The following is a 22191-nucleotide window of genomic DNA, read 5'->3' on the forward strand; positions in this document are numbered from 1 at the left end:
ACGCGGCCTCGGTGAGCTTCAATGTCGCCATTCTGTTCATAGATGCGTGAAATGAGGCACTCGTGAGCATCTTTGTCCGCATGAAACGTTCAGTAGTCGCCGCAGCCCTGATCGCGGGCGCTCTGGTGCATGTAGCCGCCCCGGCCCACGCGGCCGGCAGCACGCTCGGTGACGTGACCGGGTTCGCAGCCGACAGAGCGACGTACACCCTCAGCTCCGGTACCGCGAAGGTGCGCGTCGTGTTCCTGAAGGACGACGTCTTCCGGCTCTGGCTCGCACCGGACGGGAACTTCACCGACCCGGCGGGTACGCCGCCCGACGACCCGAACGCCCCGGCGTCGACCATCGTCACCAAAACCGACTACAGCACCCCGGTGACGTCGTGGCGCGATCGCGGCTCGTACTACTCGCTCACGACCGGCAAGATCGAGGTCCGTGCGCAGAAGTCGCCGCTGCGGTTCTCGCTGTACCGCACGAACGGCCAGCTGGTCTGGTCCGAGACCGCACCGCTGTCCTGGACCGACACGTCCACGACGCAGACCTTGGGTCGTGGTCCCAACGAGCAGTTCTTCGGCGGCGGCATGCAGAACGGTCGCTTCACGCATCGCGACCAGACGATCAAGATCTCCACGGACTTCAACTGGGAGGACGGCGGCAACCCGAACGCCTCTCCTTATTACATGAGCACCGCGGGCTACGGCGTACTGCGGAACACCTTCACCCCCGGCAGCTACAGCTTCACCAGCCCGGTGGTCACCACCCACGACGAGAAGCGCTTCGACGCGTACTACTTCGTGGGAGACCTCAAGACCTCGCTCGACCGCTACACCGAGCTCACCGGCCGCCCGTTCATGCCACCGATCTACGGACTCGAGTACGGCGACTCGGACTGCTACAACCGCGGTCACTACGGCACCGACCCCGACCCCGACAACGACTGGAAGGTCAACCCGGACAAGGTGACCACACTGGACGCGGTCAAGGTCGCCCAGCGATTCAGGGACGAGGACATGCCCGGGGGCTGGATGCTGGTCAACGACGACTACGGATGCGGGTACTCCGACAACACCGACTCCGAACTGGTCGGCGACACCTGGTGGGGCAAGCGGGACATCCCGGCCCTCAAGCAGACCGGCGACGAATTGCGCGCCCGCAACCTCCAGATGGGACTGTGGACGCAGTCCTCGCTGGACCGGCAGCCGGCCGAGGTCGGCGACGCGGGCGTCCGCGTGCGCAAGCTTGATGTCGCCTGGGTCGGTCCGGGCTATCGGTACGCGCTGAGCGCTTGCGACACCGCGCACAACGGCATCGAGCAGTACAGCAACGCACGCGGGTTCGCCTGGATGGTCGAGGGCTGGGCCGGTGCGCAACGGTGTGCAGTGCAGTGGACCGGCGACCACAGTGGTTCGCTGGACGCGATCAAGTGGCAGATCCCTGCAATTACGGGCTCCGGCAACTCGGGCATCGCCTACAGCGCCGGTGACGTGGACGGGATCTTCGGCGGCTCGGCGACGTCGTACGTGCGAGACATGCAGTGGAAGGTGTTCAACCCGGCCTTCATGACCATGTCCGGCTGGTCGACTCCGGCTTCCAAGCAGCCATGGGCTTACGGCGACCCGTACACCTCGATCAACCGTAAGTACCTCAAACTGCGCGAGCGTCTGCTGCCGTACTTCTACACGTACGCCGCCGAGGCGCACCGCACTGGAGCACCCCTCAACCGCTCTTTGGTACTGGAGTACCCGGACGACCCGAAGACGTGGGACGACACCACCAAGTACGAGTTCCTGGCCGGCAAGGAGTTCCTGGTCGCACCGATGTTCGGTGCGGACGAGGTGAAGAACGGGATCTACCTCCCCAAGGGCCGGTGGGTCGACTACTGGACCGGACGGGTCTACCAAGGCCCGACCACGGTGAACGGGTACCACGCACCGCTCGACACGTTGCCGCTGTTCGTGAAGGCCGGTGCGGTCGTACCGATGTGGAAGTCAGGGATCAACTCGGCCGCCGAGCAGGGCTTCGGAGACCGTCTGACGGTCGACATCTATCCGGAGGGGAAGTCCTCGTTCACCCTGTTCGAGGACGACCGGGTCACCCGCTCGACCAAGTCGGCACAGCAGACCTTCGCGGTCAGCGCACCGACCCAGTCGCGCGGTGACGTGACCGTCAAGATCGGTCCGAACACCGGTTCGTACGCCGGGAAGCCCGCAACTCGCCCGTATGAGCTCACGGTCCACACCGGCAGCGCACCGCGCGTGGTCACCGTGGACGGCCGCAAGGTGGCGTGGACCTATCAGAACGGTGTGGTCAGCGTGCAGACCGCATCGATCCCAGCCGCCCGGAGTGCTGTGGTCCAGCTGATCGGCACGTCCTCCGTCGGCGGACCGTCGGTGTCGGACACCTTCGGCACACCGGAACTCACCACACCCTCGCTCTGGAACGCACCAGGCCAGGCCACTGAGGTGACGGCCAGCTTCCGCAACGGCAGTCACTCGACCATGCGGAACGTGCGTCTCGACGTTCAGGCTCCCACCGGCTGGACGACGACCGGCCAGAACACCTTCGCCAGCGTAGCTCCGGGCCAAACCGTGACCACAAAGTTGCAGGTGAGTCCGGCCGCCGATGCGAAGCCGGCCAGCTTCACGTTGCAGCTGAAGGCGTCGTACGTTGCCCAGGGCAAGAGCTACGCGAACACCACGGCAGCGACAGCACAGTTGCCGTACGCATCGTTGTCGCAGGCAGCCAACGTGGTCGGGATCACCGATGCGGCGACCTATGCCCACGGCAACTTCGACGGATCCGGCAACAGCTACAACGGCGAGGCCCTCGCCACGGCCGGATTCACCCCAGGCGCGAGTGTCACCGTCCAGAATGCGTCGTTCACCTGGCCGACCGGCGCTCCCGGAACACCCAACCTGGTCAAGAACCAGTCGGCCCCGATCCTCGTCTCCGGCACGGGATCGCACCTCGCCCTCCTGGGCGCCGGCGCGAGCCTCAACGCCACCGGCGCGGTGACAATCATCTACACCGACGGCTCCGAATCCCAAGCGACCTTCCAGCTGCCGAACTGGTGTTGCCAAGACCCAACTACTGGCGGTGCCAAGACAGCGGTCTCGGTCAAGGGCCGCTACACCCAGGCCGGGCTCGCCAACACCACCACCGACTACCGGGTCTTCTACACCAGCGTGTCCCTGGACGCAGGCAAGACCGTGAAGGCGGTGAAACTGCCCGGCGGTGGACTCGGCTTCTTCGCGGCCACCATCACCAGCTGAGTGGGAAGATGGGCCGCATGACCGAGCTCACGGGGACCGACGTGGATGCGCTGCGACAGGCGTTCACGACAGCCGGATACACAGTGGAAGGCGTCGCTGACCGGTTGGGGCCGCAGGCAAACGGTGCGCTGGCTCGCAACGAGACGACTCTTGCGAGCCGGCGCACCGCCGGTGGTGATGCCCTGGACACGATGATCCGACTGTTCCTGTTGCAGCGGATCGTGCCGGAGGCCCTTGTGGTACAGGCGTTCCCGGCTGTCGATTTGGTTGCTCTAGGCATCATTACTGTTGACGGCGGGGATGCTCGGGCGCTGCTCGACATCCGGCCGTTCGCGGAGGACGAACGGCAGTGGTGGGTCGTCGCTGACCTCACCCCCGGGCTCGACGGTCGCCGCGAGGCGATGCGCTCGGACTATGTGCTCGGAATCGCGCCCGCAAGCCTGAGCCTGATCCACCTGACCGTACCGATCAAGGCCGAGCGGGCCCTCGACATCGGCACCGGCTGCGGTATCCAGTCGTTGCACCTGGCCGACCGCGTCAACCAGCTCATCGCCACGGACGTCAATCCGCGCGCCCTCCAACTGGCTCGGTGGACCGCCGCGTTGAATCGCATCGACCTGGAGGTGCGGGAGGGCAGTCTCTACGAGCCGGTCCGCGACGAGCGATTCGACCTGATCGTGAGCAACCCGCCGTACGTGATCTCGCCGCCCGGCGGTGGGCTCACCTACCGTGAGACAGGGTTCGCCGGTGACGCCGTAGTCGAGCAACTGGTGCGCCAGGCGCCGTACCACCTGACTGACGGTGGCTGGTGCCAACTGCTGGCCAACTGGACCTGCGTCCGCGGTCAGGACTGGCAGGACCGGATCGCCGGCTGGACAGGCGATCGCTCCGCATGGGCCGTACGGCGGGAGCAGCTCGACCCATCCGAGTACGTCGAGCTCTGGCTGCGTGACGCGGGTCTGCAAGGGTCCCCGGCGTACACCACCAGGTACGACGAGTGGATGCGCTGGCTGGACGAACAGGACGTCGAAGCGATCGGCATGGGCTGGATCACCCTGCACAACGTAGAAGGCGAGCTCGACGCCGAGGCGTGGCCGTATGAGATCGAACGACCGATCGGTCCACACGTGCTGCACCGGTTCGAGCGCAAGGAAGGGCTACCCGCGGATCTGACCGCTCTGCACCTCACGTTGGCCGACGATGTGGTCCAGGAGACGAGCGGCCAGCCCGGCGCGGAGGATCCGGCCACAATCGTGCTCCGGCGTCAGCGTGGGATGCGACGGGCCGAGCAGGCGGACACCGTGCTGGCCGGCTTCGTCGGTGCGTGTGACGGCGATCTGAGCGTCGGACAGATCCTGGCCGCGCTGGCCGACCTACTGGATCGTTCAGTAGAGGACGTCCATCGTGACTACCTTCCGAAGGTCAGAAGCCTGGTAATAGAAGGCTTCCTCGACTACTGATTGCGGCGTCGGCGTTTCTCGGCGTACATGCGCCGGTCGGCCACGGTCAGCAAGTCAGCGACCGGAGTGCCGTCGGTGCTGCTCGCCTGCCCGATACTCAGCCGCAGCATCCGGAACCACGGCTCCTGTGACCCAGCAGCCACCCGGTCCGCCGCAGATTTGATCCGCTCGACCAGCTCCCGCGCACCCCGCTCATCAGGCTTGTCCAGTACGACGACGAACTCGTCCCCACCGGCCCGAGCGACCACATCCTCCGCCCGGCACTGCTCCGACAGCAGCACCCCGACCCGGCGCAGGACGTCGTCCCCACAGGCGTGCCCGTAGCTGTCGTTGATCACCTTCAGGTTGTCCACGTCGATCGCGATCACCGCAACCGAACGCCCGGCATCGTTCGCGACGGACATCCGCTCATCCAGCGCACGCCGATTCCCCACGCCGGTCAGCGGATCCTCCCGTGCGGCCCGCCACTCGGCGTCATGCCGGATCGACAGCTCATGGTTGGCCAGTGCGCTGCGTACGGCGTACAGACCGCGTAACCGCTCCGCCCACCAGCCTCTGGTGATCGCACGCGCGTACTGGAGTCCCGTCACGGCTCCCACGTCACCCGACTCCGCCACGATCTGCACCGCGGTATGGCGAACCAGCGCCTCCACCGGAGGATCAGAGGTCGGCGGCAGATCGCTACCCGCCCGGGCCGCGGCCTCCATCGCATCGTCGGTCCGCCCGGTCGCGGCGTACGCCTTGGCCAGGTACGTCCCCGCGATCGCAGCCAGCTCCAGATCGCCCAGCTTGGCGAGCTGATCCCTGCAATCCTTGAGGATCACCGCGGCTTCGGCGGCACCCGCTTCCTCGTCACTGGCCGCCAGCCACATCCGTCCGGCGATCGGCCAGTACCCGAGCAGGTCGGCCCGGACGATCACCTCGTTCGCCTCACCCGCCCATCGATGCGCCGACCGCCTGCGCACCCGGATCTCCTCGTCGTACGACGGATCGCCCAGGCGCTCGAGCTCGTGGGCCCACCGCAGGTTGGACTCCGCGAGATTCAGCCGGTTGATCGCCGGCGCCTCCGCGAGACCGAGCGGATCGTGATCGCCTTCGGTGGCGAGCTCGAAGTGGGGGATGCACAGCTCGTACAACCGCAGCAGGTCGTAGGCGTACCCGAGGCCGGTGTGCGCCCAGCCGGCCAGGCCGAGGTCGCGAGTCCGCGACAGTGCGTTCTCCGCGGCCACGAGATCGGCCACCGAGTCACCACCCTCGCCGGTGCGGATCAGCGTGACGATGCGGATCGCGATCGCGTTCGCCTCCCAGCCGGGCGCGTCGATCGCGCGGGCAACCCGGATGCACCCGTCGACGGCCTCCAGCGCCTCAACGGCATCGGTGGCGTGATGTGCGGCGACAGCCCGCACGTATTCGGCCGCGGCGCGCTCGTGGCTCGGTTCCGGCCCCAACTCGGCCAGCACTGCGCTGATCTCCTGACCCGCCTCGGCCGGGCTGCCCGACTGGGCTCGAGTCATCGCCGCCGCGATCCGTGCCGTCACCCCCGACGTCTCGCGCACCACGTCTCCACTCCCCACCCACGTACCTGCAAGCTCTCGCCTCACCTGTTGCGTCGCTTGTCCCCGTACAAGCGCCGATCCGCCGTGGCGACCAGTTGATCCACCCCGACCCCTTCCGCGGTCGCGGCGTACCCGATGCTCAGTCCGAGCCGCCGTAGCCAGGGTTTCTCCGTCGCCGTCGCGATCGCGCCGACCGCCATCCGGATCCGCTCGGCCAGCTGCGCGCCGCCCTTGGCGTCCGGCTGGTCGAGCACCACGAAGAACTCGTCGCCTCCCGATCGAATCACGGCATCGGTCGCTCGCGCCTGTTCTACCAGGAGATTTCCCACAACCCGCAGCAATTCGTCCCCGCAGGCGTGCCCATAGGTGTCATTGACGAGCTTGAGACGGTCGACGTCGATCGCGAGCAGCGTGACCGCACGGCCCGAGTCGCGGGCCGCGGTCAAACGTTCGTCCATCGCCCGCCGATTCCCCACGCCGGTCAGCGGATCCTGCCGGGCCGCGTGCCACTCGGCGTCGTGCCGTGCGGACAGGTCGCGGCTGGCAAGCGCATGCCGTACGGCGTTCAACGCGCGCTGCCGCTCCTTCCACCAACCCCTCGAGACGGACCGCGCGTACTCCAAGCCTGCCAGGGCTCCTGGCTCATCAGCGGCAGCGGCGATCTCGGATCGGGTCTGCAGGACCAGGACCACAGTCGACGGGTCGGCCAACGGGGTCAGGTCGTCCGCGGCCCGGTCCGCCGCTGCCTTGGCATCGTCCGGTTTGCCGTCGGCCTGGAGAGCCCTGGCCAGGTAGGCGCCGGCGAGTGCGAGCCGTTCGGTCTCGCCGAGCTTGCTGATCTCGTCGCGGCACTCGATCAACTCGGCGACCGCGACGGCCGGATTCGCCTGCGTAGCAGCAGCTGCGAGCCACAGCCGGGCGGTGAGCCGCCAGAACTCCTGGCTCTTGTCCTTGACGATCACCCGCTCGGCCTCACGCGACCAGTACGCGGCCGAGGCCAGACGGTCCTCGATCTCCTGCCCGTACGACGGATCACCCAGCCGCTCGAGCTCATGGGCCCAGCGCAGATAGGTCTCGGCCAGGTTCAGCCGGTCAATGGCCTCGGACTCGGTCAGCTCGAACGCATCGTCCTCGAGCTGAGCGGCCAGCTCGTAATGCGGAATGCACAGTTCGAAAAGGCGCAGAACGTCGTACGCGTAGCCCAGACCGGTGTGAGCCCAGGCGATCAGCCCGGCGTCCCGGGTCCGGCTGAGCGCGGCCTCGGCGGCGACCATGTCGTTGACAGTGTCGCCGCCGCGTCCGCTGCGGGCGAGGGTGATGATGCGGATCGGCAGGGCGTTGGCTTCCCAGCCTGGCTCGTCGATCGCCTTCGCGACCTCGATGCACGCGTCGACCGCCTTGAGGGCCTCGTCGGCGTCGCTGGCGTGATGCGCTGCGACACCACGCACATACTCGGCCGCGGCGAGCTGGTAACTCGGTACACCGTCCAGCTCGGCCCGGATCGCATCGAGCTCGGCCGCCGCGCTCGCGTGCCCGCCCGACTGGGCCGCCGTCATCGCGGCGGCGATCCGGACGGTCAGCGCATCTCCCACCGCCATCTCGCCACTACCCATACCCGCCGACGGCCTTCCCTGTTACCGCACCCGTACCTCGGGCCAGACCGCCCATTGTGACTACTCACCCCCGCTCCTGTCACGACCCGAACCGGCCATCGACCACCTAGTGCCACAACGGGATTACATAGAAGAACCACCAGTTCCGATACGCCGTCACCGTTTCAGCTGTTCGGTACACCGATCGGGTAGACCACGGCGGCCTGGCTCGAGGCGAACTTGGGAGTGGCCACCGTGCACGTCAGGACCTTGGTCGAGCAGCTGAGCAGGTCCAGCGGCGCCGACTCGTCCGACCCGAACCCGACCGCGAAGAACTTCTCGTCGCCGGCCCACTGCGTGGGAGCGATCAGGTTGTAGCCCGGATACTTCAGGTCCAACTGACGATCACTTCGTACGTCGAACAGCCGGGCCACGTCGGCCTTGTCGGTGAGCAGGTAGCGAGCCGACGGGGACAGGTTCGCGTGCCAGCCTTCGAAGTGCTTGGGGTTGGCAGCAGCGATATCCGGTCCGACCGCCAGATCGTTGCCCGCTTCGGCGGCAGGACGCTCCCAGACGAGCTGACCGTTGCCGGCCGCCTGCAGCAGGGAGGTAGCCGCGCCGGCCTTGATCAGGGGATCCGTGCCGGTCACGATCGTCCAGCGGTGCAACCCGTCGGACGCGGCGAGATAGGCAACTCCGTCGTCGATCGCGGCCACCCGCACCGGATCCGACTTCTTCGCATCGCCACGGCGATTCCCGATGGCCGTCCGCCCGACCTCGCGGTCGGAGGCAGCGTCGTACAGGACGAACTCCGGGACCGGTGGGCGCATGTCGACCCAGCCGACGATCGCACCGATGTCGTCAGCGGCCAGCAGGTGGCTGGTGTTACCACCGCCGATGCGCTTGCTGTCCCGTCCGGCCACGCGATAGACGAATCCGTCGGTACCGGTGACGACGAAGCCGGCGTCGGTCTGCACGAACGAGGCGATCTTGAGGTTGGTCTTCAGTACGTCGGCGCCGTAGTGGATCGTGTTCCCGAGAGCCCACGTCGCTCGACGTTCGGCGTACGGCGACGCGGCCGTGTTGGCGCGATTCGTCGCGGTACTCGAGACCGGGGCGTTGGATTCGCCGGCGGAGACCTTCCGCACGGCAAGGGTCCCGCCGCCGACCACGACGGCTGTCGCGGCGACCACGCTGACCGCAGCCGCGAGCCGGCGCCGCTTCCGGCGCTGTGTGCCGGTCCGCATCACCGCCGCCACGTCGATGTTCGGCTCGCCCACGGAGTCGGCCTGTTCGGTGAGGATGTCGTTGAGCAGGTCGGTCATCCCACCATCACCTCCTTCAAGATCGCGCCGGCATCAGGGCCCAGCCCCGTCCGTAGCCTCGTCAACGCACGGCTGGCTTGGCTCTTCACCGTGCCTTCGGAACACCCCAGGACCCGGGCGGTCTCGGTCAGGCTGAGGTCCTCGAAGAAGCGCAGGACCAGCACCGCCCGCTGCTGCGGCGGGAGCTTGCAGATCTCGGACCACAACCACATCCGCGTGGTCATGTCGTCGGTCTTGGCCGGAACACCCACCGGCACGTCGTCCTGCGGCCGCTCGGCCCGCCACGCCTTCCGCCGGAACCAACTCGTTGCCTTGTTGGTGATCACCCGCCGCGTGTACGCCTCGGCGTTGGCCGAGTCACGCAGCTTGCCCCAGCGGGTGAAGGTCGTGGTCAGGGCCTCCTGCAACAGATCCTCGGCCAGCCCACGGTCCCCGATCAGCAGATACGCATACCGGAACAGCGCCCGTTGGCGGCCAACCACGAACTGCTCGAACTCCTTGGCCTCTGTGGCCTCAGCCGCCATCGATCCCCCCAGGTCCCGCCTCGCACGTCGTCATACCCCCCAGATGCGCCGAGCCCCCCAAAACGTTGGCAAGCCTGCTGCAGCGGATCCCGTCAGCCTGCGGCTTGGTTGGTGGCGGAGGTGTGGAGGCGGACCGGCAGGGACTCGACGCCGTAGACGATCGAGAAGTCGCGGAAGCGGAGTTGCTCTTCCGGTACGGCGAGGGTGAGGTCGGGGAAGCGGTGCGCGAGCGCCAGGAAGGCGGCGCGCAGCTCCATCCGGGCCAGCTCAGCGCCCACACACCGGTGCATGCCGTGGCCGAAGGCGAGGTGCGCCGACGAAACCGTACGGCGGGGATAGAAGTCCTCGGCGTCGTCGCCGAAGATCTTCTTGTCCCGGTCGGCCCCGGACAGCGACACCGCGACCAGGTCGCCCTTCTTCACCTGGTGACCGAACAGCTCTTGGTCGTGCCGCGCGAACCGAGGGAACGCGACCTGGACGACGGTCAGGTACCGCAGCAGCTCCTCGACGATCACGTCGACGGCTCCCGGCTCGTTCCGAATCAACTCGAAGTTGGCGGGGTCGCGCAGCAGCACCAGCGTGCCGAGCGCGAGCATGCTTGCCGACGTCTCGTAACCACCGAGGAACACACCGTCGGCCAGACCACCGAGCTCGATGTCGTCGAGGTCGTCACCCTGCGACCGGATGATCGAACCGATCAGTCCGTCGCCCGGATTCTCGCGCTGCTTCCGCACGATCTCGAAGAGGAAGTCCCGTGATTCCGACGCCGACCCGAAGACCCCGATCCCACCACCGGACAGGTCGAACCGGGCCGGCCCCAGCGCGCGGAACCGATCGCGATCGGACTCTTCCACCCCGAGCAGGTCGGCGATCAGCAGGAACGGCACGTTGAAGGCGAAGTCGGAGACGATGTCCGCGACCGGGCCCTTGGCCTCCATCAGGTCCAGCTGGTCGTTCACGATCTTCTCGATCGCGGGCTCCAGCCGCGCCAGCCGGCGCTTGGTGAACTCCGGCGTCAGCAGCTTGCGCAAGCGCGTGTGGTCCGGCGGGTCGGTGAACCCGAGACCGCCGATCCCCTCGGACGGCTTGTTCGGGTCGGAGCCGACCAGTGGCCGGATGTCGTTGCTGAAGTTGGTGGTGTCGGCGAGAACGACCTTCGCCTCGGCGTGACCGCTCACCACGAACACGTTCAGCCCGAACAGGTGAGCCAGTTTGTGCACCGGCTCGGTCTCGCGCACGCGGGCCAGCTCCGGGACCGGATCCAGGCCCTCGCGGCGCAGCGGCATCGAGACCTGGCGTGGGAACATCCGCATCTTGGACAGATCGAGACCACCCCTGCGGGTGGTCCTGCTCAAGATCCGGTTGCCGACCCATCGCTTGAGGTATGTCGCAACCATGACTTCCACGCGCCCTCTCTAAAACCGCAACCCCGACGGCTTGCGTCATCAAAACTAACGTCGCCAGGGACCAGACCTGATGGTGATGGCACTACTCCCGCAGTGGCGTTGGCACCACCATGGGAGGGGGCCATGGTTCTACCAGCACAGACCTTGTCACATCCAAGTTCCACGCTTCCACCGGATCCCACCTGTACATTGCCCTGGCCGCCGGCACGCCGTACCTCAGGGACACTTCAGGGAAACTACCGCCGAAAGTAGGATGCGCTCTCCGCCCCCAGCAGCTTTTACTGAAAGATGACCCCGGCAACAATCCCAACCCCATGACCCTAGGTTAGCCTCACCTACACCCTGAGATTCCCGTCACACCGGTCCTCAGCGGTGACACGGTTAAACGGCCCGTGGGACATCCGGTTTCCCAGATGTTCCACGGGCCGTAGCGACCAGGACCCCTCAGCCCGGCCGGGCACGCGCCCCGGCCAGGGCCCCTCAACCTCGGCCGGGGTGGTTCAGTTGGTCAGGCGTCGCGCTTGCTCGCCGAGAACAGGGCGATGGCCAGCAGCACGGCCGCCCACCCCGCGAAGTAGAGCAGTGCCCACCACGGCCCGAGTGCGTACTGCGCGTCGGCGCCGGGACCGTTGGACCCGAAGTCCTGGCCCTGGTTCAGGAACGAGGCGGCGTTCTGGAACGGCGACCAGCGCGACATGTCGTCGCCGACCTTCGGGATCAGGTTGAACAGGTTCTCGACCAGCAGCGGCCAGAGGATCAGGATGGCGATCGCACCGGCGCTCTGGCGGATCAGGATGCCGACCGCGACCGCGATCACCGCCGACAGTGCGAACACCAGGCCCTGGCCGGCCAGCAGCCGCCACTCGGCTCCGGTGTTGATGGACAGGTCGGCGCCGTCCGCGAAGATGTTGCCGATACCCCACGCGCCGAACGACGCGACCAGGCCGACGACCGCGGAGAGCCCGGCTACCACAGCGGTCTTGCCCAGCAGCAACGACGCCCGCTGCGGAACGGCCTGGAAGCTGGTCCGGATGGTGCCGAACCGGTACTCCGTCGTGACCGCGAGGGCGGCCATCACCATCATAACCATCTGGCTGAGCTGAGCTCCGCCTTGGGTCAGGCCGATCGTGACGCCGTCCTTGGTGAAGCCGGCGGCCAGCGCGGCCAGGCCGAGGGTCAGGACGGCGGCGACGATCATGCACCACCACGGCGAGCGGGTGGAGAAGAGCTTGATCCGCTCGACTGTGATCACCGACATGTCAGTTGTCCTCCTTCGGACCCGAAGCGACCTCGGTGGCGGTCGGCTCGTCGAGTGGTCCGCCGACCGCTGCGGCCAGCTGGTCGTGCGCGTGGTACTGGACCGAGTCACCGGTCATCTGCATGAAGGCCTGCTCCAGCGACCCGCGCTGCAGGGTTAGCTCGTGCAGCACGATGCCGTGCGCGGCAGCTGCCTCACCGACCTGGTCGGTGGTCAGGTCGCCCTCGACGAACAGCACCTTGCCTTCGTTCTCGACGTCCTCGATCCGGGTCACCAGTTGCTGCTGGTTCAGCACACCGGCCAGCTGGTCGAGCTGCGGCGTCCGGACCTTGACCGTCGTTCCGCTGGCGCGGTCGACGAACTCCTGCGTGGTGCTCTGCGCGATCAGCTTGCCGCGGCCGATCACGATCAGCTCTTCGGCGGTCAGCGCCATCTCGGACAGCAGGTGGCTGGAGACCAGCACGGTCCGGCCCTCGTCGGCCAGCCGGTGCATGAAGGTCCGGATCCAGACGATGCCTTCCGGGTCGAGGCCGTTCACCGGCTCGTCGAACAGCAGCACCTCCGGGTCACCGAGCAGGGCACCGGCGATCCCGAGCCGCTGCGACATACCCAGCGAGTAGGCGCCGGCGCGCTTGTTCGCGACCTCGGTCAGGCCGACCATCTCCAGCGCCTTGTCGACGCTGTCCTTGGGCAGCTGGTTGGACGCGGCCATCCAGGCCAGGTGCGCCCGGGCGGACCGGTTCGGGTGGACCCATTTCGCGTCCAGCAGCGCGCCGACCTTGGTCAGCGGCTTCTTCAGGTCGCGGTAGCGCTGGCCGTCGATGGTGACCTGGCCGGCGGTCGGGGTGTCGAGTCCGAGGATCATCCGCATCGTGGTCGACTTGCCGGCCCCGTTCGGGCCGAGGAAGCCGGTCACCTTGCCGGGTTTCACCTCGAAAGACAGGTTGTCAACGGCAACGGTTGCGCCGTATCGCTTGGTGAGGCCCTTTGCCTCGATCATCGCCGTACTCCTCGGTCGGGTGGCGCGCCAGTGTCGTCGGGCGGGCTGTGCTACATCAGTATCGAGGTCAGAAGGGTCCAGATCATCGGACCCGGGGCGGATCCGGTGTGTCCACCCGTGGGTTGATTCTGCCGTCCGGATGGATGCCCCGGCCATCGGTTAACGCCCTGACCACAACCCCGACGATCCCCTATGCCGCGGCCTGCCACATCAGCCGAAAGTCGACGGGCGCTGTACTTCTGGATGCCGAGAGCAACAAACGTTTGAAGCGGAAGTGACATCCAAACGACAGTCAGGCCGGTACGCCGTACAGGACCAAGTTGTGGGTATACCGATGATTCTTGTGGTCGTACGCGCCGATGCACGTGACCAATGCCAACCGTGGCTTCACGTCACCCCGGAAGAGGTCCGCGGGCAACGCCTTCTGGTCATAGGTACGACGGGCAACGATCCGATACTTGTGGACGGCTCCGTCTCCGCCGGTGACCGCGACCGCGGCACCGACCGGCACCTCCGACAATCCCGCGAAAACTCCACGCCCGTACTTGGCCGAGTCCACGTGCCCGACGAGCAGCACGGTGCCGTCGTCCGAGCCCGGCGACGCACCCGCCGCCCACCAGCCCACGTCGTCCGGTGAGGCCGGCACCTGCAACTGACCGTCGCCGGCGGTCGCGACCGGCAGCACTGCCGCGTTCGCAACACCGGGCAGCTTCACCTTGACCGGCGGTACGGCGACTTCCCGGGCCACCGGCGTCGGAGCAGCCTTCGGAACGTCGCCGGAGTTGTCGGGCAGCTTGCCGAACACCATCAGGAGCCCGACCGCCACGGCGGCTGCACCGATCAGACGTCGCCGCGCGGATCCCGCCTTCCCGACCAGGAGAAGAATCATTCCGACGCCGACCAGAACCATCGCGATCAGCGAGGCGGTCCGCCGGCCGTCAGCGATCTGGCCGCCGTCGCCGGTCGGCACGATCGGCGTGTGGGTCTCGACCTTGCAGGGACCGGCCACCATCCGCAGATCCATCTGGATCACGGGCTGGGCGCCTTCCGCCACCGATTCGACCGCAGGCGATGCGCTCTTCGGCACGTTGCCCTGGACCAACGTCAGGTACTGCTGGTGTTGCTGACGCTGCAACACCAGCCAGGCATCTTCATACCCGGACGTCCCGGCCTTGGCCTGGAGAGCGGTGAGCTGCAGCCGTTGGGTCCGGGTAGGGATCGTCGGCAGCACGATGCCGAAGCGCTGGGCGAGCGTGGTCTCCTGCGCGGCGAGATTGCGGTGATCGCTTTCGATCTGGGCGCCGGCGCGTTGCAGGCAGGCACTGTGTTCCTTCGCCTGCGCGGCATGCGCGGCCAGGATGATGGTGAGGTTGTACTGGTGCGCCGCGATCAGGTAGACCGCATCGGGTTGAGGCGTCGCGGCAGTGGCCGGCTGCGCCATCCCTAGCGCTCCAGCCACGACAAGCAGCAACGCCGAGAGACGAGCAATCGTCACGTGTCGAGGGTAGTCGCCACGGACTGCCCTGGTCCAGACATGACAACGGCCCACCAGAGTCTGGTGGGCCGTTGGCATGCGCTGGATCAGGCGGCGACGTTCGCCTCGGCGGGGGTCTCCGAGATGACCGACTCGCGGCGCTTGGAGATGACCACGGCGACGACCAGGATGGCCAGCGCCACCAGGGCGATGATGATCCGCAACGGCGTGTTGGTGTCGTTGCCGATCGTCGACATCCCGACGACGGCCGGAGCGATCAGCACCGAGACCAGGTTCATCACCTTGATCAGCGGGTTGATGGCCGGACCGGCGGTGTCCTTGAACGGGTCACCGACGGTGTCACCGATGATGGTGGCCTCGTGCGCCGGCGAACCCTTGCCGCCGTAGTTGCCGTCCTCGACCAGCTTCTTGGCGTTGTCCCAGGCTCCACCGGAGTTGGCCAGGAAGACCGCCATCAGCGTGCCGGAGCCGATCGCACCGGCCAGGTACCCGGCCAGGGCCGGTGCCCCGAGACCGAAGCCGACGGCGATCGGCGCGGTCAGCGCGAGCAGACCCGGGGTGGCCAGCTCCCGCAGCGAGTCCTTCGTGCAGATGTCGACGACCTTGCCGTACTCCGGCTTGCCGGTCCCCTCCATGATCCCGGGGATGTCGCGGAACTGACGCCGTACCTCGTAGACGACCGCACCGGCGGCGCGGCCGACCGCGTTGATGGCCAGACCGGAGAACATGAACACGACGGCCGCACCGAGGATGATGCCGACCAGCGTGCCCGGGTTGAAGACCAGCGCGTCGGCCTCGAACTTGGCGTAGTTCTCGGCCAGCGAGGTCCGGATCGCGTCGGTGTAGGAGCCGAACAGCGCGGTCGCGGCCAGTACGGCGGTCGCGATCGCGATGCCCTTGGTGATGGCCTTGGTGGTGTTGCCGACGGCATCCAGCTCGGTCAGGATCTGGGCCGCCTCGCCGTCCACGTCACCGGACATCTCGGCGATGCCCTGCGCGTTGTCGGAGACCGGGCCGAAGGTGTCCATCGCGACGATGACGCCGACGGTCGTGAGCAGACCACAACCGGCCAGCGCGATCGCGAACAGCGCGACGATGCCGGAGCCACCGACCAGGAAGGCGCCGTACACGGCCGCGGCGATCACGACCGCGGTGTAGACGGCGGACTCGAAGCCGACCGAGATACCGGACAGGATGACGGTCGCGGCACCGGTCAGCGAGGTCTTGCCGACGTCCTGGACCGGCTTGTCCTCGGTCCCGGTGAAGTAGCCGGTCAGGGCCAGGATGACCGCGGCCAGCACGATGCCGATGATCACCGACACCGTGGCGATGAGCCGCGGGTCGCCGTCGTTCGCGGCGATGGCGTCGGTCGCGCCGGTCAGGCCCTTGAAGGTGCTCGGCAGATAGACGAACGCCGCCACCGCACAGAGCACGGCGGAGATCAGCGCGGAGATGTAGAAGGCGCGGTTGATCGTGCGCAGACCGTTCTCGCCGGTCCGCGGCCGGGTCAGGTAGACACCCGCGACGGCGGTGACGGCACCGATGGCCGGCACGATCAGCGGGAAGATCAGGCCCTGCTCGCCGAACGCGGCCTTGCCGAGGATCAGCGAGGCCACCAGCATCACGGCGTACGACTCGAACAGGTCGGCCGCCATACCGGCGCAGTCACCGACGTTGTCGCCGACGTTGTCGGCGATGGTCGCGGCGTTGCGCGGGTCGTCCTCGGGGATGTTCTGCTCGACCTTGCCGACCAGGTCCGCGCCGACGTCGGCGGCCTTGGTGAAGATACCGCCGCCGACCCGCATGAACATGGCGAGCATGGCGGCACCGAAACCGAAGCCCTCGAGCACGGTCGGCGCGTCACCCTTGAACAGCAGCACGACGAGCGCGGCGCCGAACAGGCCGAAGCCCACGGTCGCCATGCCGACGGTGCCACCGGTCCGGAACGCGACCCGCATCGCGGGGTTGCGGCCCTCGGCCCGGGCGGCCGCGGCAACGCGGACGTTGGCCCGGGTCGCGAGCCACATGCCCAGGTAGCCGATCAGGGCGGAGAAGCCCGCGCCGACCAGGAAGAAGACGGACCGGAAGATCTTGAGCGTGGTCTCACTGGTGCCGGCACTGTGCGCGGGCAGCAGGAACAGCAACAGGAACGCGACCACGGCGAAGATCGACAACGTCCGGAACTGCCGGCTCAGGTAGGCCGATGCGCCTTCCTGGACCGCCGCGGCGATCGTCTTCATGTTCTCGGTGCCATCGTTCGCGGCAAGCACCTGGCTCCGGAAAACCATCGCAATGGCGACCGCGAGGATCGCGATTCCACCGACGACGATCACCAGTACGGTGTTGCTCGACGAAAGATCCACCGCTTGTGCAAGCAGCGCGGACATCCGTCCTCCTTGTAGGCAACCCTTCCAGGCTTGCGGCCCCCATCTGCCGGAACCGAAGGGTTGGGGAAATACGACACAGCGCCAAAGGACTGGCGCGGTGGGTCACTCTAACGGGTATCCGACCAGACCTGACGACAGGGTGGTCTACGCCATACCAGGTCGGCCAAGCAAGCAGATGACTCAACGTAGCGACGGGGACACCTTTTCGCTTCGCTCGGACACCCGCTCGCTCGGCTCAGATCGCCGAGGCCACGTCCGGATGGATGTCGAAGACCTTGGTCAGGCCGGTGATCCGGAAGATCTTCAGCAGCCGTTCCTGCGTACAGACCAACGACAGGGTGCCGTCGTGCGTACGCACGCGTTTCAGTCCTCCGACGAGGACGCCCAGACCGGTGGAGTCCAGGAACTCCACGCGTTCCAGGTCGATGACCAGGTCAGTGACACCGTCGTCGACGAGAGCGGCGATCTTCTCGCGGAGCTTCGGTGCGGTGTAGACGTCGATCTCCCCCGCCACCTCGATGACGGTCCGCCCGCCCTCGGCGCGCGCGGTCAGCGACAGATCCACTTCGGCCTCCGATCCCGTGAACTGCAGCATCTAACCATGTACGGACCGTAAGTACAGACCGTTGCCGAAAACTCTTTCATCTCGTCGTACCGAAGTCGATTCCCCTCCGCAAAAAGCCGCGTGCATCCGCTCGTGCACCGGACCGTGCACATACCGACAAATGCTGTCCGTGGCGAAGGCTAGGCTCGCCGTATGCGTGCGGGCGGTGAGGCGGCGGCTGTTCTGAAGCGGCTCGCCGCCGGTCGGGACGATCGGCTCACCCATGTCGAGTCCGTGCCACCCAGGCTGGGACAAACGTGTGCTTGGCCGCGATGGGTCCCCGACGACCTGCTCGGCCAACTGGCCGATGCGGGCATCACCGCGCCGTGGACCCACCAGGTCGCGACGGCGGAGGCGGCGTACGGCGGGAAGCACGTTGTGGTCGCGACCGGCACGGCATCGGGCAAGTCGCTCGGCTATCTGCTGCCCGCGTTCGCCACCTTGAGCATCGCGCAGGCCGCATCACCGCATCGCCGGACCGCCTCGGTGCTGTACCTGTCCCCGACCAAGGCGTTGGCGCATGACCAGCTCCGCGCGGTCTCGGCGTACACAGTGCCGGGTCTGCGCGCGACAACGCTGGACGGCGACTCGGAGCTGACCGAACGCGATTGGGCGCGCGACCATGCGACGTACGTGCTCAGCAATCCGGACATGCTGCATCGCTCGGTCCTGCCCAACCACCAACGCTGGGCGCGCTTCCTGGGCTCCCTGCAGTACGTCGTTGTCGATGAGTGCCACCACTACCGCGGCGTCTTCGGTGCGCACGTTGCCGGCGTGCTGCGGCGGTTGCGCCGGGTTTGCGCGCGGTATGGCGCCCATCCGATCTTCGTCTGCGCTTCGGCGACCGTGGCCGAGCCGGCCGGATCCGGCGAGCGACTGACCGGTCTGCCGATGGTCGAGGTGGTGTCCGACGGCTCGCCGCGCGGTGGGATCTCGTTCGGTCTGTGGGAGCCGCCGCTGACCTCTTCGCGGGGAGAGAACGGCGCCCCGGTACGACGCTCTGCCACAGCGGAGGTGGCTGACCTCCTGACTGACCTGGTCGTGTCGGGAGTGCGGACCGTCGCGTTCGTGCGCTCCCGTCGTGGCGCGGAGAACGTGGCGATGACAGCCCGGGAGAACCTCATCGAGGTGGACCCATCACTGTCCGAGCAGGTCTCGGCGTACCGCGCCGGCTATCTGCCCGAGGAGCGCCGACGGCTCGAGAGCATGCTGCAGAGTGGTGAGCTCACTGGTGTCGCCGCGACCAATGCGCTCGAGCTGGGCATCGACATTGCCGGACTGGACGCCGTGCTGCTGTCCGGCTGGCCTGGTACGCGCGCATCCCTGTGGCAGCAGGCCGGCCGCGCGGGCCGAGCCGGTGGGGACGCCCTGGCCGTGCTCGTGGCGCGTGACGATCCGCTGGACACGTACCTGGTCCGCCATCCGACGGCGATCTTCGGACGTCCCGTCGAGGCGACGGTGTTCAACCCGGAGAACCCTTACGTCCTGGGACCACAGCTGTGCGCCGCCGCGCAGGAGCTGCCGCTGACCCCGGAGGACTTCGAGATCTTCGGCGGTACGACGGAGTCCGTGATCGCCCAGCTGGTCCGACAGGGTTTGCTCCGCGAGCGACCGCACGGCTGGTTCTGGACGCGCCGGGAGCGGGCTGTCGATGCCATCGACATCCGATCCGCCGGTGGGAAGACCGTGCAGATCGTCGAGGACCAGACCGGTCGTCTGCTCGGCACTGTCGATGGTGGGTCGGCGCACGCGTCGGTTCACGAGGGGGCTGTCTACGTGCACGCGGGCGAGTCCTATCTGGTCCGGTCACTCGACCTCGAGGAGCACGCAGCCGTCGTCGAGCCCGCCTCGCCGGACTACACCACGTTCGCGCGGGACGTGACCGAGATCAGCATCTTGGCCACGGAAGAGGCGTGCACCTGGGGGACGGCGGAGTTGTCGCGCGGATGGGTCCAGGTGACGAGCCAAGTGGTGTCGTACCAACGCAAGCTGCTCGCGACTGGCGACGTACTGGATGAACAACCCCTCGACCTGCCCGCGCGCACACTGCGGACGAAGGCGGTCTGGTGGACCGTGCCCGACTCCGCGATCGAAAAGCTCAGGCTCTCCGACGTGCCCGGCGCGGCGCATGCGGCCGAGCATGCATCGATCGGCCTGCTCCCGCTGTTCGCCACTTGTGACCGCTGGGACATCGGTGGCGTCTCCACCGCCCGGCACGCCGACACCGGCCGGCTCACCGTCTTCGTGTACGACGGCCACCCCGGCGGGGCCGGTTTCGCCGAACACGGGTACGCGGCGGCCCGCGAGTGGTTGACGGCGACACGCGAGGCGATCGCACACTGTGAGTGCACGGATGGTTGCCCGTCCTGCGTACAGTCACCCAAATGTGGGAACCAGAACAACCCACTCGACAAAAGCGGCGCGGTGGCGCTGCTCTCGGCATTACTGAGCAGTGAGGCCTGAAACGTCCGGCAAGTCCGGACAGAGAGGCAGCTGGCCATGTTCGTTCTCGGACTCGTTCTGATCGTTCTTGCGGTGTTGTTCGGACTCGGGGTCTCGGTGTCGTCCACCGCCTCGACCAAGCTGGAGGTCTTCGGGGTCGACTTCGGCGTCTCCGTGCCGACCATCTTCTTCCTCGGTGTCGCCGCCGGCGCGATCCTGGTCGCCGGACTGTGGTTGACGAAGAAGGGACTCGGGCGCGGCTGGCGGCGGCGCAAGGAGATGCGCGCACTCCGCGCCCAGGCCGCCGCTCCCGCCGCCGAGCCCACTACCGGGCCCACTGCCGGCCGGGAGACCCCTGTCGGCGGAGAGACCACCGTTGGCGGAGAGATCACTGAGAGTGATTCAGCTTCGGAGCTCCCGGCCGGTGCCGGTGCGTCCTCCGAGCGGCCGGGGGACGAGCGGCTCGCCGTCGAGCAGGAGCTCGCTCCGGACCCCACTGACACCAAGCAGCCCCACTGAGCACTCTGTTGCCCATGGCATCAATTAGCTCAGTGGCGATCCCGTTTATCGCCGCACAGCGGTAATATCTCGATCGCCACACAGCCTGCACTCAGCGCGGCCACGGACGTTGCGCAGCGGCATTTCGATGCCCTGCGCAACGAGTTTTTCCTGGCAGTTAGTTGCCATTGGCATCAAGTTTCGGGGTCTCGCCATAACCACCCTCGACACACCTGTGCCTTACTGGTTGTGGCGTCAACGTCGCGTTGAGTCACTTCGGCCTTCCGGGCCACACCGCCTCCTCACGGGGGACCGACCCGCTGCTCACCCCACGCAAAGGGGTGTCTGTCGCGGTTCCCGGAATCCGGATCGACCCACGCCTCGGGGTCCCGACGACCTGACGCCGCGAGATGGCACGACCTGTGGAGGTTGTCTTGATCATCCGTAAATTGTTGAGCCGCACCGGCGTGACAGTGCTCGCGGTCAGCGTCGCACTGGCCACCGCCGTACCGGCCCAGGCCGCGAACCCGGTGGCAGGCGGAACGTCCACCCCGGGCGTCGAGGTGGGCGTGGCGAAACAGATCGCCACCCGCGCCGACACGCGGTACTGCCTCACCTTCGTCGCGGCCGCCAAGGTCCCGATGGCGGTCATGATGGTCTGCGCCCCGGGTAAGGAAGGCAAGACCCAGGAGTGGATCTACACCGAGTCCGGTCAGCTGCAGGTGGCGATGAGCAAGAGCGTCGGTGGCGCCCTTGCCAAGACCGGTGCCTGTCTGGACAGCGGTGCGGACCTGGCCAAGGTTCCGGCCGCGGCACCACTGCTGGTACTGCCTTGCCGTAGCGGCGACGGGCAGAAGTGGACCTACGACGAGAGCGCGGGCACGTTCGTGAACGCCGCCAGCGGTCTCGCCCTCACGTCTCTGCTCGGCAAGGGGAAGGCCAAGCAGGCACAACCGACCGGCGCGATGTCCGCGACCGGTACACCGGTTCAGGGTTGGAGCGCACTGCCGCTGCCGGGTCTGGACATCCTGGGTGCGGTCCTGGCACTCGTGAACGCGCTGCTGGCATCACTGGGCCTGGCCCTGCCACTGCCGATCGCGAACGCCGCATCCAGTCTGCTCAGCCTGGTTCGGGGCTCGACCCCGATCCCAGCTCAGATGACCGAGCTGCCGAAGCAGATGATGCAGTTGGCGCAGAAGTAACCTCACTGCACCCAACGACAGCCGGCCCCGACGATGTCGGGGCCGGCTGTTTTCTCACTCCTTCGAATCGACGCGACGTTTCAGTTGTGTCCTGGTGATCCTCGTTCGGTGGTGAGTGGTGCTCGGGGGAGACTCCGGAATCCTCGCTGCTTGCGCGTCAGCGGGAGCCC

Annotated in this window: 15 protein-coding genes; 5 read left to right on the forward strand and 10 right to left on the reverse strand. The window is 67.3% G+C overall.

Translation table 11 applies throughout. From position 1 onward, the window contains the following. Positions 1-80: 80 nt before the first annotated feature. Positions 81-3272: a TIM-barrel domain-containing protein gene (locus tag ACWF4Z_RS15690; RefSeq protein ID WP_452243727.1), complete on the forward strand. Its 3192-nt coding sequence runs from the start codon at positions 81-83 to the stop codon at positions 3270-3272. Positions 3273-3289: 17 nt separating this feature from the next. Continuing rightward, entirely contained in the window at positions 3290-4732 is a 1443-nt protein-coding gene (locus ACWF4Z_RS15695) for a DUF7059 domain-containing protein (protein ID WP_452243728.1), read from the forward strand. Here ACWF4Z_RS15695 and ACWF4Z_RS15700 read toward each other — a convergent pair. The 10 genes from ACWF4Z_RS15700 to ACWF4Z_RS15745 all read right to left on the reverse strand — a co-directional run bounded on the left by ACWF4Z_RS15700 (position 4726) and on the right by ACWF4Z_RS15745 (position 17870). After that, positions 4726-6288: a diguanylate cyclase gene (locus ACWF4Z_RS15700; protein WP_452243729.1), complete on the reverse strand. Its 1563-nt coding sequence runs from the start codon at positions 6286-6288 to the stop codon at positions 4726-4728. The two genes, ACWF4Z_RS15695 and ACWF4Z_RS15700, sit on opposite strands and share 7 nt — an antisense overlap. Before the next feature lie 41 nt (positions 6289-6329). Then, complete coding sequence (locus ACWF4Z_RS15705) at positions 6330-7886, reverse strand: diguanylate cyclase domain-containing protein (protein WP_452243730.1); 1557 nt, start codon at positions 7884-7886, stop codon at positions 6330-6332. A gap of 179 nt (positions 7887-8065) precedes the next feature. Continuing rightward, positions 8066-9205, reverse strand: coding sequence for a hypothetical protein (locus ACWF4Z_RS15710; RefSeq protein ID WP_452243731.1), 1140 nt, complete (start codon positions 9203-9205; stop codon positions 8066-8068). Beyond that, entirely contained in the window at positions 9202-9729 is a 528-nt protein-coding gene (locus ACWF4Z_RS15715; protein ID WP_452243732.1) for a SigE family RNA polymerase sigma factor, read from the reverse strand. Before ACWF4Z_RS15715 ends, ACWF4Z_RS15710 begins: the two co-directional genes overlap by 4 nt. Positions 9730-9821: 92 nt before the next feature. Continuing rightward, complete coding sequence (locus ACWF4Z_RS15720) at positions 9822-11126, reverse strand: cytochrome P450 (RefSeq protein WP_452243872.1); 1305 nt, start codon at positions 11124-11126, stop codon at positions 9822-9824. Between the two features lie 517 nt (positions 11127-11643). Further along, the gene (locus ACWF4Z_RS15725; protein WP_452243733.1) at positions 11644-12393 is read right to left on the reverse strand and encodes a hypothetical protein; all 750 of its coding nucleotides are present in this window, start codon (positions 12391-12393) and stop codon (positions 11644-11646) included. Position 12394: 1 nt separating this feature from the next. After that, positions 12395-13393, reverse strand: a complete 999-nt coding sequence (locus ACWF4Z_RS15730) for an ABC transporter ATP-binding protein (protein ID WP_452243734.1) — start codon at positions 13391-13393, stop codon at positions 12395-12397. A 292-nt stretch (positions 13394-13685) separates the two neighbouring features. Further along, the gene (locus ACWF4Z_RS15735) at positions 13686-14888 is read right to left on the reverse strand and encodes a sortase domain-containing protein (protein WP_452243735.1); all 1203 of its coding nucleotides are present in this window, start codon (positions 14886-14888) and stop codon (positions 13686-13688) included. Positions 14889-14974: 86 nt separating this feature from the next. Beyond that, positions 14975-17275, reverse strand: a complete 2301-nt coding sequence (locus ACWF4Z_RS15740) for a sodium-translocating pyrophosphatase (protein WP_452243736.1) — start codon at positions 17273-17275, stop codon at positions 14975-14977. A 235-nt stretch (positions 17276-17510) separates the two neighbouring features. Further along, the gene (locus ACWF4Z_RS15745; protein ID WP_452243737.1) at positions 17511-17870 is read right to left on the reverse strand and encodes an STAS domain-containing protein; all 360 of its coding nucleotides are present in this window, start codon (positions 17868-17870) and stop codon (positions 17511-17513) included. A gap of 162 nt (positions 17871-18032) precedes the next feature. Here ACWF4Z_RS15745 and ACWF4Z_RS15750 point away from each other — a divergent pair, with 162 nt between their 5' ends. The 3 genes from ACWF4Z_RS15750 (at position 18033) to ACWF4Z_RS15760 (ending at position 22021) form a co-directional block, all read left to right on the forward strand. Then, positions 18033-20342: a DEAD/DEAH box helicase gene (locus tag ACWF4Z_RS15750; protein ID WP_452243738.1), complete on the forward strand. Its 2310-nt coding sequence runs from the start codon at positions 18033-18035 to the stop codon at positions 20340-20342. Between the two features lie 36 nt (positions 20343-20378). Beyond that, positions 20379-20840 carry a hypothetical protein gene (locus ACWF4Z_RS15755; protein WP_452243739.1) on the forward strand — a complete coding sequence of 154 codons (462 nt, stop codon included), beginning with the start codon at positions 20379-20381 and terminating at the stop codon, positions 20838-20840. A gap of 413 nt (positions 20841-21253) precedes the next feature. Further along, complete coding sequence (locus ACWF4Z_RS15760) at positions 21254-22021, forward strand: hypothetical protein (protein WP_452243740.1); 768 nt, start codon at positions 21254-21256, stop codon at positions 22019-22021. Positions 22022-22191 lie beyond the last annotated feature (170 nt).

This window comes from Kribbella sp. NPDC055071, assembly GCF_053608045.1.